This window comes from Ruegeria sp. CDSA141 (assembly GCF_059612005.1).
Genome location: NZ_JBXWPT010000008.1, coordinates 122,342 through 137,927, shown reverse-complemented (window position 1 = coordinate 137,927; position 15,586 = coordinate 122,342). Strand labels below are relative to the sequence as shown.

General features: G+C 59.1%; 15 protein-coding genes. 7 read left to right on the top strand and 8 right to left on the bottom strand.

The features are described 5' to 3' along the window. The first annotated feature begins 87 nt into the window (after positions 1–87). Positions 88–546: an NUDIX hydrolase gene (locus AC2FLP_RS13210; RefSeq protein WP_299898714.1), complete on the top strand. Its 459-nt coding sequence runs from the start codon at positions 88–90 to the stop codon at positions 544–546. Positions 547–633: 87 nt separating this feature from the next. Next, positions 634–2,109: an inorganic phosphate transporter gene (locus AC2FLP_RS13205; protein ID WP_496683986.1), complete on the top strand. Its 1,476-nt coding sequence runs from the start codon at positions 634–636 to the stop codon at positions 2,107–2,109. Positions 2,110–2,118: 9 nt separating this feature from the next. Here AC2FLP_RS13205 and AC2FLP_RS13200 read toward each other — a convergent pair whose 3' ends face one another. From AC2FLP_RS13200 to AC2FLP_RS13190, 3 genes are all read right to left on the bottom strand, one after another. Beyond that, positions 2,119–3,093 carry a 2-dehydropantoate 2-reductase gene (locus AC2FLP_RS13200; RefSeq protein ID WP_117869664.1) on the bottom strand — a complete coding sequence of 325 codons (975 nt, stop codon included), beginning with the start codon at positions 3,091–3,093 and terminating at the stop codon, positions 2,119–2,121. A 79-nt stretch (positions 3,094–3,172) separates the two neighbouring features. After that, a complete protein-coding gene (locus tag AC2FLP_RS13195) occupies positions 3,173–4,135 on the bottom strand; it encodes a pirin family protein (protein WP_496683988.1) in 963 nt (320 codons plus the stop codon). Positions 4,136–4,254: 119 nt separating this feature from the next. Further along, entirely contained in the window at positions 4,255–5,088 is an 834-nt protein-coding gene (locus AC2FLP_RS13190; RefSeq protein ID WP_496673947.1) for a phytanoyl-CoA dioxygenase family protein, read from the bottom strand. A gap of 216 nt (positions 5,089–5,304) precedes the next feature. Between AC2FLP_RS13190 and AC2FLP_RS13185 the strand changes: the two genes are divergently transcribed. Together AC2FLP_RS13185 and AC2FLP_RS13180 are read left to right on the top strand one after the other, a co-directional pair. Next, on the top strand, positions 5,305–5,793 hold the full coding sequence (locus AC2FLP_RS13185; protein WP_117869667.1) for a peptidase associated/transthyretin-like domain-containing protein: 489 nt from the start codon (positions 5,305–5,307) through the stop codon (positions 5,791–5,793). An 8-nt stretch (positions 5,794–5,801) separates the two neighbouring features. Then, the gene (locus AC2FLP_RS13180) at positions 5,802–6,398 is read left to right on the top strand and encodes a ferric reductase-like transmembrane domain-containing protein (RefSeq protein WP_496684129.1); all 597 of its coding nucleotides are present in this window, start codon (positions 5,802–5,804) and stop codon (positions 6,396–6,398) included. Here AC2FLP_RS13180 and argF read toward each other — a convergent pair. After that, positions 6,395–7,321 carry an ornithine carbamoyltransferase gene (argF, locus tag AC2FLP_RS13175; protein WP_299898669.1) on the bottom strand — a complete coding sequence of 309 codons (927 nt, stop codon included), beginning with the start codon at positions 7,319–7,321 and terminating at the stop codon, positions 6,395–6,397. The genes AC2FLP_RS13180 and argF overlap by 4 nt on opposite strands. 74 nt (positions 7,322–7,395) lie before the next feature. Continuing rightward, entirely contained in the window at positions 7,396–8,583 is a 1,188-nt protein-coding gene (locus AC2FLP_RS13170) for an aspartate aminotransferase family protein (protein ID WP_496683991.1), read from the bottom strand. Between the two features lie 273 nt (positions 8,584–8,856). Between AC2FLP_RS13170 and AC2FLP_RS13165 the strand changes: the two genes are divergently transcribed. Then, entirely contained in the window at positions 8,857–9,741 is an 885-nt protein-coding gene (locus tag AC2FLP_RS13165) for a DMT family transporter (protein WP_117872812.1), read from the top strand. A 103-nt stretch (positions 9,742–9,844) separates the two neighbouring features. Here AC2FLP_RS13165 and AC2FLP_RS13160 read toward each other — a convergent pair whose 3' ends face one another. Beyond that, complete coding sequence (locus AC2FLP_RS13160) at positions 9,845–10,648, bottom strand: ABC transporter permease (RefSeq protein ID WP_496683993.1); 804 nt, start codon at positions 10,646–10,648, stop codon at positions 9,845–9,847. A 126-nt stretch (positions 10,649–10,774) separates the two neighbouring features. Here AC2FLP_RS13160 and AC2FLP_RS13155 point away from each other — a divergent pair, with 126 nt between their 5' ends. Then, positions 10,775–11,350 carry a GcrA family cell cycle regulator gene (locus tag AC2FLP_RS13155; RefSeq protein WP_117869672.1) on the top strand — a complete coding sequence of 192 codons (576 nt, stop codon included), beginning with the start codon at positions 10,775–10,777 and terminating at the stop codon, positions 11,348–11,350. Positions 11,351–11,656: 306 nt separating this feature from the next. Beyond that, a complete protein-coding gene (locus AC2FLP_RS13150) occupies positions 11,657–12,217 on the top strand; it encodes a hypothetical protein (protein ID WP_496683996.1) in 561 nt (186 codons plus the stop codon). Positions 12,218–12,221: 4 nt separating this feature from the next. On the opposite strand, the gene AC2FLP_RS13145 is transcribed toward AC2FLP_RS13150, so the two are convergent. Beyond that, the gene (locus tag AC2FLP_RS13145) at positions 12,222–13,298 is read right to left on the bottom strand and encodes a T6SS phospholipase effector Tle1-like catalytic domain-containing protein (protein WP_117869674.1); all 1,077 of its coding nucleotides are present in this window, start codon (positions 13,296–13,298) and stop codon (positions 12,222–12,224) included. After that, positions 13,276–15,567 carry a xanthine dehydrogenase family protein molybdopterin-binding subunit gene (locus tag AC2FLP_RS13140; RefSeq protein ID WP_496683999.1) on the bottom strand — a complete coding sequence of 764 codons (2,292 nt, stop codon included), beginning with the start codon at positions 15,565–15,567 and terminating at the stop codon, positions 13,276–13,278. The genes AC2FLP_RS13145 and AC2FLP_RS13140 overlap by 23 nt, the downstream gene beginning before the upstream one ends. Positions 15,568–15,586 lie beyond the last annotated feature (19 nt).

The window sequence follows — 15,586 nt, the reverse complement described above, 5'->3', positions numbered from 1 at the left end:
CAAGATCGGAAGATACAATTGAAACTCACCATTTCTGTTGTTATGTCTTATAAACTTTGAAGGCATAGAGTAGACAACAAGAAACCGATGAGTGCATGGCTGCAAAACATCTGGGAAGAGGTTGGACGACCTCTTTTTCTGCGCCCCCGGCGGGTGCAGTTTGCAGCGTTGTGCACCCGCATTCATGACGGGAAGGACGAAGTCCTGTTGATCACCAGCCGCGACACCAGACGCTGGATCATCCCGAAAGGTTGGCCAATTGATGGTTTGAGTGGAGCGGAAACGGCCCTGCAGGAGGCTTGGGAAGAGGCCGGAGTACGCGGGGATAAAGTACACAATGATCCCATCGGTCGTTACACTTACGACAAGATCCTCAAAGACGGATCAGCGCAGCCGGTTTTGACCAGTGTCTACCGGATTTCGGCGCAAGCACTGGCTGAAGAGTTTCCCGAGGCCGATCAGCGCGAACGCCGCTGGTTTTCGCCGGCTGATGCGGCCACACAGGTACAGGAGCCCGAGTTACAGGCCTTGTTGCGTAGTCTCTAAGGAATTCGCAACAATTCTGTGGCACCCAGCTTGCCTGCGCAGCAGGAAACCGCTAGCTGCGCGCTCGTTCAATATTTGACCAAGTTCATGTCTGACACGAATCCAAAACCACGCTGGCAAAAGCTAGACAGCGACCTGCACCGAATTTCGCGTGTCGAAGCCGCCAATATCCATGTCGCGCGCCATTTGCTGGCACCGGGAGTCGCGCTGGCCTTCATGGCATTGGCCGGGCTGACGGCGGCAGTTCTGTTTGGTCAGGCGGATGGTAGCTATATCGTCGTCGCAGCGGCTGCGTTCGGGGCCTATATGGCAATCAATATTGGCGCCAATGACGTGGCCAACAATATGGGCCCTGCGGTTGGTGCGAATGTGCTTACCATGGGCGGCGCCATCGTGATTGCCGCCATTGCCGAAAGCACAGGCGCTTTGCTTGCGGGGGGTGATGTGGTTTCGACCATCTCCAAGGGGATCATCGATCCGGCCTCGGTGCAAAACAGCGAGGTGTTCATCTGGGCCATGATGACGGCGCTGATATCGTCAGCCATGTGGGTCAACCTGGCAACCTGGATCGGCGCTCCTGTTTCCACCACGCATTCTGTCGTGGGCGGGGTCATGGGTGCAGGTATTGCCGCAGCGGGCCTGAGCGCGGTGAGCTGGGGCACAATGAGCGCAATTGCGGCCAGCTGGGTGATCTCGCCGGTGCTTGGGGGTGTGATTGCAGCGGGTTTTCTGGCGCTGATCAGGTCAAAGATCCAGCATCAGGACGACAAGATTGCAGCCGCGCGCAAATGGGTGCCAATCCTTTTGGCGGTGATGGCTGGGGCCTTTTCCACATATATGTCCGTCAAAGGGCTGAAGCGGATCGTGACAATCGATCTGGAGATGGCTTTGCTGATCGGGTTGTCTGTGGGGCTTCTGGCCTGGTCCGTGACCGTCCCGTGGGTCAAACGCAAATCCGAAGGAATGGAGAACCGGACCCGGTCTCTGAAAACGCTGTTTGGGCTGCCCCTTGTGATCTCGGCCACGTTCCTGAGTTTCGCCCACGGCGCAAATGACGTGGCCAATGCGGTCGGCCCGCTGGCCGCGATTGTTCACGCGGCTGAATTCGGAGAGTTCGCAGCCAAGGTTTCAATCCCTCTGTGGGTGATGATCATTGGCGCGTTCGGGATTTCGTTCGGTCTGTTCCTGTTCGGCCCCAGGCTGATCCGCATGGTGGGCAGTCAGATCACCAAGCTGAACCCGATACGCGCCTTTTGCGTCGCCCTGTCGGCGGCGATCACCGTAATTCTGGCCAGCTGGCTGGGTCTGCCGGTCAGTTCGACCCATATTGCCGTTGGAGCAGTCTTTGGCGTCGGCTTCTATCGCGAGTGGCATTCCGAGCGTCGGCGCAAGCAGGGAAACCTTCAGCGCACGGCGCAACACCTTGCCCCGGAAGAATACCGCCGTCGCAAGCTGGTGCGCCGGTCGCATTTCATGACCATCGTGGCGGCATGGGTTGTGACCGTGCCAGCCGCTGCAACCATGTCGGCCGTAATATACTGGGTACTGACTGCATTCGTCTGACGAATACCGTCAGAGCCTGATCTGCTCAGGTGACAACGGGTGATCGGGTGCGTGTTTGATCAGGTCGGACACTTGCGTGCAGATGGGTGTTGGCACTCCGGTTTCGTGACCCATCCGGATGATATGGCCTTGCAGACTGTCAATTTCCGTTTGGCGCTCGGCCATCAAGTCATAGGCCATGGACGTTCGCGCACTCGGATCGATTGTCAGCATCCGGGCCGCGATCCGGGTGAACAGCGGCGTCGGAAGTCGCAGAATATGCGGCGTCATCCATGCCGGAAGTGGTGTGGTCGAAGCCACGGGATGCCCCGCCGCCTTGAGAACAGTCAGCGCCTCGGACATCTGATCCGCCATGAGATTGCGCCAGTCGCGGTTCATCAGCTGATCCACCAGCGTGAGGCCCGACAAGGCATTGAGCGCATTGTTCAGGTTGATCACAAGCTTGCCCCATTGCACGGCCTCGATCCGGTCGCTGGACATAACGGGAAGGTCCGCACTGCTCAGCTGCGTCGCCAGATCTCCGGTGCCGCTCTGGATGACGATCTCTCCGGACGTGGCCCGGTGATAGGTGGCGGGGGCAGTCGGCACCACATTGAACGGAACCATTCCGGCGCGAACGTCGCGCCCGGGAAGGGCATTGCGCAGTGTTGTTGCGGCCTCGATCCCGTTTTGCCAGGACAGGACAGGCACATCTCGCGGTGCAATAGTGCCAATCAGCTCGGCCATGTCTGATGTAGCGCCCGATTTGACGGATACGATGACGAGTTCGGCCTGACCCAGGCAGGCCGGATCTTCACTGAGAGACAAAGATTCGGGCGGAACCGTATAATCAAGGCCGTCAAAATCCGTGACCGTCAGCCCGTGCTCACGGATCGGGTCCAGCACACGTGCCCGTCCCAGAAGGGTCACGGAGTGCCCCGAACGGGCAAGCAAGGCACCGCAGTAGCAGCCAATGCTGCCCGCGCCTGCGAGGACAATTTTCATGATACCCCCTCCGGTATTCCCGAAAAGGATCACCGCAAACGGCCCGTGACACAAGCCCACTTGCCCCTGACGTCGCGCGCTAGCGGGCCAGCCGGGGTTTTGTGTGCTCAAGCTCTTTGGAAATAGGGATAAATTCCTGATCGTCACCCGGAGGCAGGTGAAACGCACCGTTGGCCCAATCGGCGCTTTTCCACTCACGGGTTGCCGTTTCGATCTTTTCCTTCGAAGACGAAACGAAATTCCACCAGATGTAGCGGTCTTCATTCAGGGTCGCTCCGCCCAGCAGCATCAGCCGCGCGCCCAGTGCGCCCGCCGTGACAGACAGCCTGTCCCCGGGACGGAACACCATCATGCGGCCCTCGTCAAACGTGTCACCTGCGATTTCGACCGAACCTTGCGTGACATAGACACCGCGATCTTCGTGGTCGTCAGGCAGAGGGAAGGACGCGCCGGGTTCCAATTGCACATCGAGATAGAAGGTTTCGGACAACATCGTGACCGGGCTGGTCTCACCATAGGCCGAACCCAGGATCAACCGGGCGCTGACACCCGCATCCTGAAGATGCGGCAGAGCGGCCTGTTTGTGGTGTTCGAAATCCGGGGCCATATCCTCATGCGCTTCGGGCAAGGCAATCCAGGTCTGAATGCCGAACAGGCTGTGTTTCTTGCCTCGGGTCTCATCACTGGTGCGTTCTGAATGGGTCACACCGCGGCCTGCGACCATCCAGTTGACCTCGCCGGGATAGATCATCTGATGTGTGCCAAGGCTGTCGCTGTGCTCGAACTCGCCCTGGTACAGATAAGTGACCGTGCCCAATCCGATATGCGGGTGGGGGCGAACATCGATGCCGCCTTCGGTGATGAATTCAGCAGGCCCCATTTGATCGAAAAATATGAACGGGCCCACCAACTGTCGTTTTACCGAAGGCAGCGCACGGCGCACCTCGAACCCTCCCAGGTCACGGGCACGCGGGATGATCAACGTGTCCAGCGCCGCATTTTCCGAGATGCAGTCCGGATTGTGTGTCGGGTTCCAACTCATTTCAGCACTCCCCTCGTTGCAGATGGTCAGGCCGTCTGCGTTCTCTCAGGTAAGAAATAGCCGCGCAAAGCAGCCTATAAAGTGCACGATTGCACAGGTGGAGTGCGGCGCCGTTCCGACTAACGCGGCCAGAGCTTGGGAAAAAAGGGTCCGTCAATCCGATCCCCCTCGCCATAACCTGCTGCCTCGAACTGCGCGCGCTCGTCCTTGGCCCAGTCGCCACGGTATCGGATGACACCGTCTGGTGCGGTCATGCGAAGGGTGAAGCGACGCACCGTTTCCGACGGGGTGGTTGAAGACAGCCCGCCATGCAGCGTTCGCATGTCGAAGAAAATGCAATCCCCAAGCTCAAGATCCCATTGCAGCAAATCAAACGCGCCGGGGTCTGCATTGACATCAGGTGGTGGGTGATAGGTCTGCCCGGCAACTTCGGTGGGCTGATAACTGGGATGACCATCGGCGAACCGCACCCGCATGAACAGCTTGTCCCATAGGTGTGAGCCTTTGACGAAAGCGATGCCGTTTTCCTTGGTCACTGGTTCCAGCGGCAGCCAAAGGACGCACATCGTACCTTCGAAATCGAAGTAAGACAGATCCTGATGGAAGGGCGGGCGCGAAGTCGAGCCGGCCTCGCGGAGAAACCAGTTGTCCATGACAAGGTTTACGGATGGCGCGCCCAGCAACCCGGCAGCAAGCGGTGCGCAGGGTGAATTGTGAACGAATTCGTTGAATTGCGGAATTTTATTCCAGGCCCAGTAGTCTTCGAAATAACCCGGGGCGTCCGGATCCTTGGTGTGGCGAGTGAAATTGTCGGTTGGAGTGTCAAGGTCGGCATCGATACCGGCGCGTAACAGTGACAACCAGTCAGATGAGAATTTCGACCGGAGAACAACAGCCCCATCGCGTTGGAAGGCGCCGATGTCTTCCTTTGTGACCAGGTCTGCTGTCGTCATGGAATGATCATCCCGAAGTGGTTCGGTGACCCTGAGCATCGCACCGCACAGCACGAGACGTCAAAGAGATTCGTTTCGACGACCCAGAATCGCTCACAGTACAGTGAGCGTGCATGGGTTGAACCGAGCACAGCCTCGGATTTTTAAAGAAACATGCTATGTTTCAGATGGAAGCCGCAGACTGACAAGATTGGATCGCGTATTGGAGGTTTCTCGATGACAGATGCGTTGCTGTCCCGTCGTTCCCTGATCACCCAAGGTGCTGCCGTTTTGGCAACCGGGGCTGCGGGGCTTTTGGTTCCTGCCCGCGCAGCCGGGCTTGCGCCGACGCCTTCGATGCGGGGCGGATCAAACAACTATCGCCCTGGCGCACCGGTCGTGGACCGGATCGGCAGAGGGGGGTTCTGGATGACCGGCACCGTACGACGGGCGGGCGACGGCGCACCCCTGCCCGGCCAACGCATTCAAATCTGGGCCCATACCACCGAGGGGCACGAGCGCGACCCGCAAAGCCATGGGGCGACTTTGACGAATGAAAAGGGTGAATTCCGCCTGGAAATGCCGCAGATCGTGCCCGCTTTCGGCCAACCGCACGGGCATCTGGCCTATGACAGCGGCGCGTTCGAGACGGTGTTCCTGCGGCCTGTGATGTCCAGTTCCAAGGACAAGACACTGGCTGCGCATTTCGTGTTGCAACCGCTCTGATCCCGGTGATCCGAACCGGTGTCATTTGGGCGACCCTGATCGCCGCCCTTGCCGTTCCTCTGATCGCTGCGGCAGGCAGCCCTTACCTTGCATGGCGCGACCCTGTCTACATCCTCGCCGGGTTTGCCGGAATTCTGAGCTTGGATCTGCTGTTGCTGCAACCGCTTCTAGCCGGAAAAAACCTTCCGGGCTTGTCCGCAGTGAAGAGCCGCCACATTCACCGTTGGATCGGTCTGACCCTGGTGCTGGTGATTGTGGTCCATGTCGCGGGTTTGTGGCTTACCAGCCCGCCGGATGTGGTGGATGCGTTGTTGTTCGTCTCTCCGACACCGTTCTCGGCCTGGGGCGTCATTGCCATGTGGACAGCTTTCGGGGCGGCCCTGCTGGGTGTCTTCCGCCAGCACCTGCGTCTGCGCTTTCGACTTTGGCGGCTGAGCCACACCGTGCTGGCCGCGGTGACGATTGTCGGCAGCGTTGTTCACGCCATGCTGATCGAAGGCACGATGGAGATCATGACCAAAACAGCGCTTTGCACACTGGTCCTGCTGGCGAGCGCAAGCGCACTCGCCAAGCTGAAAGTGTGGGATGTCCGTCGGCGCCCTTAGACGCCCAGACACCAGCGCATGACCGCCTTCTGCGCGTGCAGGCGGTTTTCGGCCTCATCAAAAATGACCGAGTTCGGTCCGTCCATAACCTCGGAGGTCGCTTCTTCCTCGCGGTGGGCCGGCAGGCAATGCATGAACAGCGCATCCGGTTTGGCATGCGACATGAGTTCAGCGTTGACCTGATATGGTCGCAGCATGTTGTGGCGGCGTTCCTTGGCCGACTGGGAATCATGCATCGAGACCCAGGTGTCTGCGACGACGAGGTCAGCGCCTTCCACCGCTTTGTGCGGATCCCTTTCGATCACGATTTTCGACCCTTTCTGGCGGGCAAACCCTATGAACCCTTCTTCCGGGTCAAGCTGAGCGGGCCCGGTGAAGGTCAGATCGAACCCGAACTGACCAGCGGCGTGCAGGAAGGAGGCGCAGACATTGTTGCCGTCGCCGGTCCAGACCACCTTTTTTCCGGCGATGGGGCCGCGGTGTTCCTCGAATGTCAGAACATCAGCCATGATCTGGCAGGGATGGGTGCGGTCGGTCAGGCCGTTGATCACCGGCACGTCCGAGTATTCGGCCATTTCGGTCAGGATGGTTTCATCAAAGGTGCGGATCATGATCATGTCGACATAGCGCGACAGCACACGGGCGGTGTCGGCAATGGTCTCGCCATGACCCAGCTGCATGTCCTTGCCGGACAGCACCATGGTCTGCCCGCCCATCTGGCGCACGCCCACATCGAAAGACACGCGCGTCCGCGTCGACGGCTTTTCGAAGATCAGTGCCACCATACGATCTTTCAACGGTTGTTCGTCGTCAGGGGCGGCCTTGGGGCGGCCCAAACGCGCCTGTTTCATCACGCCCGCCTGATCGATCATGGCCCGCAGATCGGTAGAATCGGTTTTGTGGATATCAAGAAAATGGTTCATTTTGCTTCGCTTTTGGCTGACGGCGGGTGGGGTCAGACCCCAACACCCCCAAAGTATTTGAAGAAAGGTGAAACTCAGGCAGTCGCAAGCTGGGTTTCGATCTGTTTGGCTGTTTTGTCGAGGCGGATCACGGCCTGAGCGATATCGTCCTCGGTCAGGGTCAGCGGTGGCAGCAGACGAATCACGTTGTCGGCGGCGGGAACGGTGATAACCTCGTTGTCATACCCTGCGTTGACCACGTCGATATTGGTCGGCTTGCACTTCAGACCGAGCATCAGGCCCGATCCGCGCACTTCTTCGAACACTTCAGGGTGGTCGGCGATCAGGCCTTCGAGCTTCTGGCGCAGAAGCCCGGATTTGCGGTTGACGCCTTCAAGGAAGGCGGGTGTTGCCACGTGATCAATCACCGCGCAGCCCACGGCGCAGCCCAGCGGGTTGCCGCCATATGTCGAACCGTGGGTGCCCGCAGTCATACCGGACGCCGCGTCTTCGGTCGCCAGTACAGCCCCCAGCGGGAAGCCCCCGCCGATGCCCTTGGCGACCATCATGATATCAGGGGTGATCCCCGCCCATTCATGGGCAAAGAGCTTGCCTGTCCGGCCAACGCCGCATTGGACTTCATCAAGGATCAGCAGAAGGCCATTTTCGTCGCAGATCTGGCGCAGCGCTTTGAGTTCGGCATCAGGTACGGGGCGAATACCACCTTCGCCCTGCACCGGTTCGATCAGGATCGCGGCGGTCTCATCGGTGATGGCGTTGGTGACGCCATCGAGGTCTCCGAATGCCAGGTGGACAAAGCCGGGCAGCAGCGGGCCGAAGCCCTTGGTCATTTTCTCGGACCCGGCAGCAGCGATACCGGCTGACGACCGGCCGTGGAAGGAACCGTCGAAGGTGATGATTTCAACCCGCTCGGGCTGACCTTTGTCATAGAAATACTTGCGGGCCATTTTCACGGCCAGTTCGCAGGATTCCGTGCCAGAGTTCGTGAAGAAAACCGTATCGGCAAAAGTGTGTTCCACCAGCTTGTCAGCCAACGCCTGTTGCTGAGGAATGTTGTACAGGTTCGAGACATGCCACAGCGCATGGGCCTGGTCAGTCAGCGCGGCCACCAATGCCGGATGGGCGTGACCCAGCGCGTTCACCGCGATCCCTGCGCCGAGGTCCAGAAAACGTCGGCCATCCGCCTCGGTCAGCCAGGCGCCTTCGCCCTTCACGAATGTCAGGGGCGCACGGTTATAGGTCGGCAGAACGGACGGGATCATGGGATCATCCTTTTCAGGTAGTATGAGCCTCGTGAGTGGTACACGAAGGCCCAGTTCGTCAACAGATTTGGTGAGGTTTGTGCCGAATAGCTGGGCACACGGGATCAAACAGGCCGGTTACGCAAAGATGCGTCGGCGTCGGAGCAGTTGGATATGCACATGTTTGATCATGGCCGTCCGTATAGCGATGCTTGCGCAGGTTGGGAAGCCGGTATTTTGAAACGATCCCATTTTGCGCTTGCCAACGCCTGCGCAACCGCGCACCGCTTGGCCATGTTCGAACCCAAACACCATAATCCACCGCTTGCCGCCGCGCTTATCTTTGTCGCCACCGCCTTTATCGCGGCGACGACGCTGCTGGCCAAGGCGCTGGGGACGGATGCGTTGGGCCCGCCCTTGCATGCGATGCAGATCAGTCACGGGCGATTTCTGTTTGCCCTGCTGGCGATCCTGTTGGCGGTTGCAATTCTGCGGCCCCGATTGGTGCGGCCCCACTGGGGTCTTCACATCGGGCGGACCAGTTTTGGCTGGGCGGGGGTGACATTGATGTTCGCGTCGGTTGCCTTCATTCCGATGGCGGATGCGACGGCTATATCCTTTCTGAACCCTGTCTTTGGTATGGTGCTGGCCATTCCTCTGCTACAAGAACGCGTGGGACTGTGGCGCTGGCTGGCTGCGGCTGTTGCCTTGACGGGTGCACTGATCCTGCTTCGCCCGACCCCAGCCAGTTTTCAGCCCGCTGCCCTTCTGGCGCTGGCAGCGGCCGCGCTGATCGGGATGGAGTTGATTTTCATCAAGAAACTTTCCGGGCGCGAGCCACCGATGCAGATCCTGCTGATCAATAACTCGATGGGGCTGGTGATCGCCACGATAGCCGTCAGCTTCGTCTTTCAGATGCCGACCCCGCAGCAATGGGCAGCATTGGTGGGGATCGGCGTTCTGATGGCCTGCGCGCAGGCTTGTTTCGTCAACGGCATGGCGCGGGCGGACGCATCCTTTGTGGCCCCGATCAGCTATGCCACGCTGATCTTTGCCGCCCTTTACGACTTTGCGGTCTTTGATGTGATCCCTGACTGGATCAGTCTGGTCGGGTCTGCGACTATCCTGGCCGGCGGGCTGATCCTGGTCTGGCGAGAAGCGGTGCAGCGCCATGCCTGAGAGCCTGCCCTGCACAGGCCCTTTATTCCGGAACGGGGGCGCCTGCGCCCTTGCTGGGAAGGCCAAGCCTGCCCTTGAAACCCGACACGCTGGCAGAGCGGCGCTAAGCCTTGAGACGGTAACCGGTACGCAGCATCAGCCAGGTGATGACTCCGATCACGAGTGTTGCAAACGTACAGACCGCTATTCCCAGCCACGGAGAGCTGTCCGACACCCCGATCATCCCATACCGCAAGCCATCAATCAGATAGAACACCGGGTTCAGGTGTGTCAGGCGATTCAGGACAGGCGGCAGCGCCTCGACCGAATAGAACGTACCCGACAGGAAGGCCAGCGGTGTGACGATAAAGTTGGTGATCGCAGCCATCTGGTCGAACTTGTTGGCAAAGATACCTGCAAACAGTCCCAACGCGCCCATGAACGCTCCGCCCAGAACGACAAAGGTCAACGCGATCAACGGGTGCTGAGGCGCGATGGAGAGCAAGACCAAAAGCGCAATCGAGATCACCACTGCAATCATCACGCCGCGGGCGATGCCACCCGCGAGGTAGCCCAGCAGAATCTCAAGCGGTGACAGCGGTGGCATCAAGGTATCAACGATGTTGCCTTGCACCTTGGCGATCACCATCGAGGACGAGGTATTGGCAAAGGCGTTCTGGATCACCGTCATCATCATGATCCCCGGCGCCAGAAACATCACAAACGGCACGCCCATGACATCAGGCCGGCTGGGTCCGATGGCGATGGTGAAGATCAACAGGAACAACCCCGCCGAAACCAGTGGTGCCAGAACCGTCTGGGTCCAGACGGCCAGAAAGCGCAGGGTTTCGCGCTGCGCCAGCGTGTAAAGGCCCATCCAGTTGACTGCTCCGAAGCGACGCGCGGTCTGATCTGCGGGATTCTGCATGTTTTGCCCTCAAACTGATTCGAAGACAGCTTGTAACTCGGGCTGCAGTGTTTAGAATAGGGGGCTGAGACGAATTCCCAAGGCGGCCCGAATCCGGGGCCGCTTTCCGCTTTTGAAAGGCTAACGATGTCCTGGACAGACGAGCGCGTAGAACTGTTGAAGAAGATGTGGGGCGAAGGCCAGTCGGCCAGCCAGATTGCCAAGGAACTGGGTGGCGTGACCCGCAATGCGGTGATCGGCAAGGTGCACCGCCTGGGCCTGTCCAACCGGACGGCAGGCGCATCCCCGGCCAAGGCGGAACCGAAAGAAAAACCGGCGCCTGCCCCCAAGGCCGAGGCCAAACCCAGACCTGCGCCCAAGACCGAACCGGCGCGCCCGGCCCCTGCCCCGACCTCCGAGTCAAAACCGGTCGTTCCGGCCCGCCGTCAGATCATCCCCGCCGGTCAGCCGCTGCCACCGCAACCGTCGGCCAATGAGATCAGCCCCGAAGCGCTGGCCAAGGTCAACGAGATAGAGAAAAAGGCCAAGAAGCTGACTCTGATGGAATTAACCGAGAAAACCTGCAAGTGGCCCGTGGGCGACCCCGCGACCGAGGATTTCTGGTTCTGCGGCCTTCCGGTTGAGGCAGGCAAACCCTATTGCGAGGCACATGTGGGCGTGGCGTTCCAGCCGATGAGCTCGCGCCGGGATCGTCGGCGGTAGAAGTTTAGTTATGCACGCCGGTAATTTCGGTGTGAAAGTTACAGTTTTTTCTGACTACCCACCCGTCGCAAGACAGGTGGGTGGTAATTTTTTAACTAGAGAGATTTCGCTTTTCAGCCAGACCTAAAATACAAAGCACTGTTCTGTGCGTATGCTGCGTTGATCTTTGCTGCCTACATACAGCCCTTAGACCCGTACCTGTTCGAAGCTGACACGGACAAGAAAGCTCGGCTATTGCTCTTTCAAAGTTTGTTTTTTTCTTTGTGGCTCATTCCCGCTATACCCGCAATCGTTGGAGGCCTTGCCTTGCTGGGAATGTTTCCGATCCCGCGACTTCTTGCCAGAATTCTTGCGGGTTTCTCAGTCGTTCTGGGACTTTTTCTGACACTGGCATCTGGCGCTTTTGGGCCCTTTACTGACACTCAGGCCCTGCATGGTGTGAGCTTGACCATTGCCCTCGCATCCAGCTTCCTGATCTGGTCTGGTCTCAATGGGAAACCACAACCTTCATGGGCGGCAAAGATTGCGATATCGGTTGCGACCGTGACTGCGCTTTGGTCTCTGTTAACAGTTCCGGTGGTTCTTGTTCAGGCGCGCACAATCTCAGACGGCGCACCCTATTGCATCGCCGAACATGCAGAGAATTCTCCAGTCAAAGCCCTGTACGAATTGCGCGGATTTTCTTTCTACACCACCAAGACCGGATACAAATCTACATCCGCGTGGTACTTCCACGGCCTGATGATCGTCGATTACCCTGAAGAGCAACGTGTCTACAACTGGTCACCACGAAGATGGCGTTTCGATCAGATTGAACGTCCGGATGGATTTATCAAACCCGTTAGAAACGTTTGCACGCCAGCCTGACCCGTTATTGCGCCGGGTGGGACGGCAAGTCCGGCATAGGCACCCAGCCCGGCAGTTCATCTGGCGACACCGAGACATGCAGTTTCTCTGACCGATCCCGCCCCACTTTGCGGTGCTTGCGCAGCAGGAAAATCTTTCCCCAGCCACGCCACGTGCCGACTGAACGAGCCGACGTGTCTGTTGGGTAACGATCGCGCCACCCTTCGGGCAACGGCAAGCCGTGCAACTCGGCCTTGTCCAGCATCCAAACCAGAGAGATGTTACTAAGCGGACGCGCCTCTTCGAACCCGTTCAATTGGCCACCGACATCGCCATGTGTGCCGCGGAACCAGACCTGCTCGACATGACCTTTGAATTCGGGCGTACATTTCCACAAGACCGGCTCAAACACTTCGCGAGTCTCGTCCAGTGCCATTGCGTGGTACCCGTGGCGCGTCGCCGGTCCAAGCTGGTGGGAGTGAAAGGCGTGACGCTCTTCGGCCCAGCGCCACAGCAGCGGCAGACGCATGCCCAGCGCTTTGACCGTATCCCAGACGCCAACCATCTCAATCGCCACATCTTCGTGACAAAATTGCTTCCGGAACTCGGCCGCAGCCGACCCGCTGGCATTGCATTCATAGTGCCGGTAGGCCTGCTTGATATTGCGCACAGTGGCATGTTCGGCCTTGAGCAGACCGATCATGTCAATCACACCAGCCAAGCTGCGCACACCGTAAGCGCCGCGTGAATAGCCGATGAAATAGATACGGTCGCCGGGTTTGTAGCGTGAAGCGAGATAGCCATATGCGCGGCGGATCTGGCGGTTGATGCCCCGCCCCATCATCACGTCTAGCGAGGACTTCCAGTTTTCCCATTGCACACCAGATTCGTAAAAGACGGACACTTTGCTGCCCATTTCGCGGCATAGTCGCAGGGTCTGGCCCGCATGGGTTTCATAGCCCGGCTCCAACGTCGACATGGTGCCGTCCAAGATAATCACGTGGCTGACGGGCTCGCGGTGAAGCGCCTCGGCGGAATGCTCGGACCGTAAGGGCCGTCCGAGCCATCCCAGTACCTTTCTACTCAGCCGCGACAGAACCATGCGTCAACAATTCCCATACTCTATGAGGTGTGAAAGGCATGTCCGCCTGCCGCACCCCGTAATCCCAGAGCGCATCCTGAACCGCGTTTGCCACCGCGGCCAGCGCGCCCACGGTGCCGGCCTCGCCACACCCTTTCATTCCTATCGGGTTTGAGGTTGATGGAACCGGCGCCGAGGTAAACTTAATCATGGGTATGTCGGTTGCACGGAGCAAGGCGTAGTCCATAAACGAAGCCGTGAGCAGTTGCCCATGTGCATCGTGCACGACATGTTCCGTCAGGGCCTGCCCGATGCCCTGCACCACCCCGCCATGCACCTGCCCTTCGGCCAGCATCGGATTGATAAGATTTCCAAAATCGTCAACCACGGTGTAGCGGTCCACCCACGTTTCGCCGGTGTAAGAATCGATCACGACTTCGGCAACATGCGCGCCATTCGGGTAGCTGCGCGCATCCAGGTTGGCGCGGGCCTCATGTTGCAGCAGATCCATTCGACCATCGGCACGCGCCATCTCGGCGGCTTCGGTCAGCGTCGGCGTCAGGTTGGAGCCCGGCGCTCGGAATGTCTCGTGGTCAAAACTCACATCACTTTCCTCGACCCCCATCTTATCGGCAAGATAAGGCGTGAATGCGGCGATCATCTTGTCAATCGTGACCAGAGTGGCGGTGCTTTGCACCGTGACCGAGCGAGAACCACCAGTGCCGCCGCCATGGGCAAGCCGGTCGGTATCGCCCTGTATGACGGTGATCATGTTCATGGGGATACCCGTCTGATCCGACAGGAACTGGGCGTAAACAGTCTCATGCCCCTGCCCGTTCGATTGTGTGCCGACGTAAAGGTTCACCGTGCCATCCTCGCAAAACGCGACCTTCGCGTTTTCGGAAGGGTCTCCCAAAATGCTTTCGATATAGTAACAGAGACCCTGCCCCCGGATCAGCCCGCGTTCGGCATCCGCAACCTTGCGGCCCTCGAACCCGGTGGTCTGGTCAGCCGCGCGGGTGAGGACCATGTCGAAATCACCGACATCATAAGTTTCGCCGGTGGAGGAGGTGTAAGGGAAATCACCGGGGCGGATGAAATTTCTGCGCCGCAGCTCCCACGGGTCAACGCCCAGTTCGCGCGCGGCGCGATCCATCACGCGTTCAAGCACGTAAATCGCCTCGGGCCGACCTGCACCGCGATATGCGTCGACCTGCGTCGTGTTCGTATAGAACCCTTCGACCCGCAAATAAGTGGTCTGGACGTCGTAGACACCCATCAACACCTTGCTGAACAGGCTGGTCTGGATCGCCTGACCGAAGTGGCTGTTATAGGCGCCAAGATTCACCTTGCTGTGGACGCGGTAGGCAATGATCTTGCAATCGGCGTCGAAGGCCAGCTCGGCCAGCGAGGTCAGATCGCGGCCATGATGGTCAGACAGCATCGCCTCGGACCGGTCGGACATCCAGTGCACCGGCTGACCCAACTTCATCGCCGCCACTGAAACACAGAAATATTCAGGGTATGGCATCACTTTCATACCGAAACCACCACCGACATCCGGGGTCGTGACGCGTATGTCGTCCGCATCCAGTTTCAGCTTTTGTGCCAGTTGGGCCTTCATCGCCCAGACGCCCTGCCCACCATAGGAAAAATGCAGACGCCCGTCAGACCAATCGGCCTGGCAGCCACGCGGTTCCAGCGAACTGATGATGACCCTGTTGTCGGCGACGTTCAGCGACACGGTATGTGCGGCGGACTGAAAGGCAGCCTGGGTCGCGGTTTCGTCGCCCAATCCCCAATCAAAAGCGCGGTTATCAGGTGCTTGCGTGTGTAAAGTCTCACCACCTGCGTCAACGTCCAGTTTGGCCGAGCGTTCTACTGTGTCCATCCAGATTAACTCGACCGCGTCCTGCGCCTGGATCAGTGTATCCGCAACGACAACCGCCACCGGCTCGCCCACAAAGCGCACACGGTCCTTGGCCAGCATGTGCCGGTCCGGCGCAGCCGCCTTGGACCCATCGCGGTTCTGCAGGACTGCCGCATTCAGCACCGTGTCGATGCCTGTTGCGGCCAGATCGTCCAGCGTCATGACCAGCCGAACGCCGTCGGCAGCCCCTGCGGCCTCGATATCCAGAGACGTGATGTCACCATGCGCCACCGGACTGCGGTAGAAAGCGGCAAACAAAGCGTTCCCGGGCACCGCATCATCCATGTAACGCCCCTGCCCGGTCAGGAATCGTTGATCCTCGGTCCGTTTCACCGGCTGGCTTCTGCCGAACTTTTCCATGGGGTGGCCCTCCTGCGCG

Coding starts and splice junctions, on each gene's coding strand:
- AC2FLP_RS13190 (WP_496673947.1), bottom strand. CDS start 5,088: ATGACGACAGCAGACCTGGTCACAAAGGAAGACATCGGCGCCTTCCAA.
- AC2FLP_RS13140 (WP_496683999.1), bottom strand. CDS start 15,567: ATGGAAAAGTTCGGCAGAAGCCAGCCGGTGAAACGGACCGAGGATCAA.
- AC2FLP_RS13185 (WP_117869667.1), top strand. CDS start 5,305: ATGACAGATGCGTTGCTGTCCCGTCGTTCCCTGATCACCCAAGGTGCT.
- AC2FLP_RS13155 (WP_117869672.1), top strand. CDS start 10,775: ATGTCCTGGACAGACGAGCGCGTAGAACTGTTGAAGAAGATGTGGGGC.
- AC2FLP_RS13170 (WP_496683991.1), bottom strand. CDS start 8,583: ATGATCCCGTCCGTTCTGCCGACCTATAACCGTGCGCCCCTGACATTC.
- argF (WP_299898669.1), bottom strand. CDS start 7,321: ATGAACCATTTTCTTGATATCCACAAAACCGATTCTACCGATCTGCGG.
- AC2FLP_RS13160 (WP_496683993.1), bottom strand. CDS start 10,648: ATGCAGAATCCCGCAGATCAGACCGCGCGTCGCTTCGGAGCAGTCAAC.
- AC2FLP_RS13145 (WP_117869674.1), bottom strand. CDS start 13,298: ATGGTTCTGTCGCGGCTGAGTAGAAAGGTACTGGGATGGCTCGGACGG.
- AC2FLP_RS13165 (WP_117872812.1), top strand. CDS start 8,857: ATGTTCGAACCCAAACACCATAATCCACCGCTTGCCGCCGCGCTTATC.
- AC2FLP_RS13205 (WP_496683986.1), top strand. CDS start 634: ATGTCTGACACGAATCCAAAACCACGCTGGCAAAAGCTAGACAGCGAC.
- AC2FLP_RS13200 (WP_117869664.1), bottom strand. CDS start 3,093: ATGAAAATTGTCCTCGCAGGCGCGGGCAGCATTGGCTGCTACTGCGGT.
- AC2FLP_RS13195 (WP_496683988.1), bottom strand. CDS start 4,135: ATGAGTTGGAACCCGACACACAATCCGGACTGCATCTCGGAAAATGCG.
- AC2FLP_RS13210 (WP_299898714.1), top strand. CDS start 88: ATGAGTGCATGGCTGCAAAACATCTGGGAAGAGGTTGGACGACCTCTT.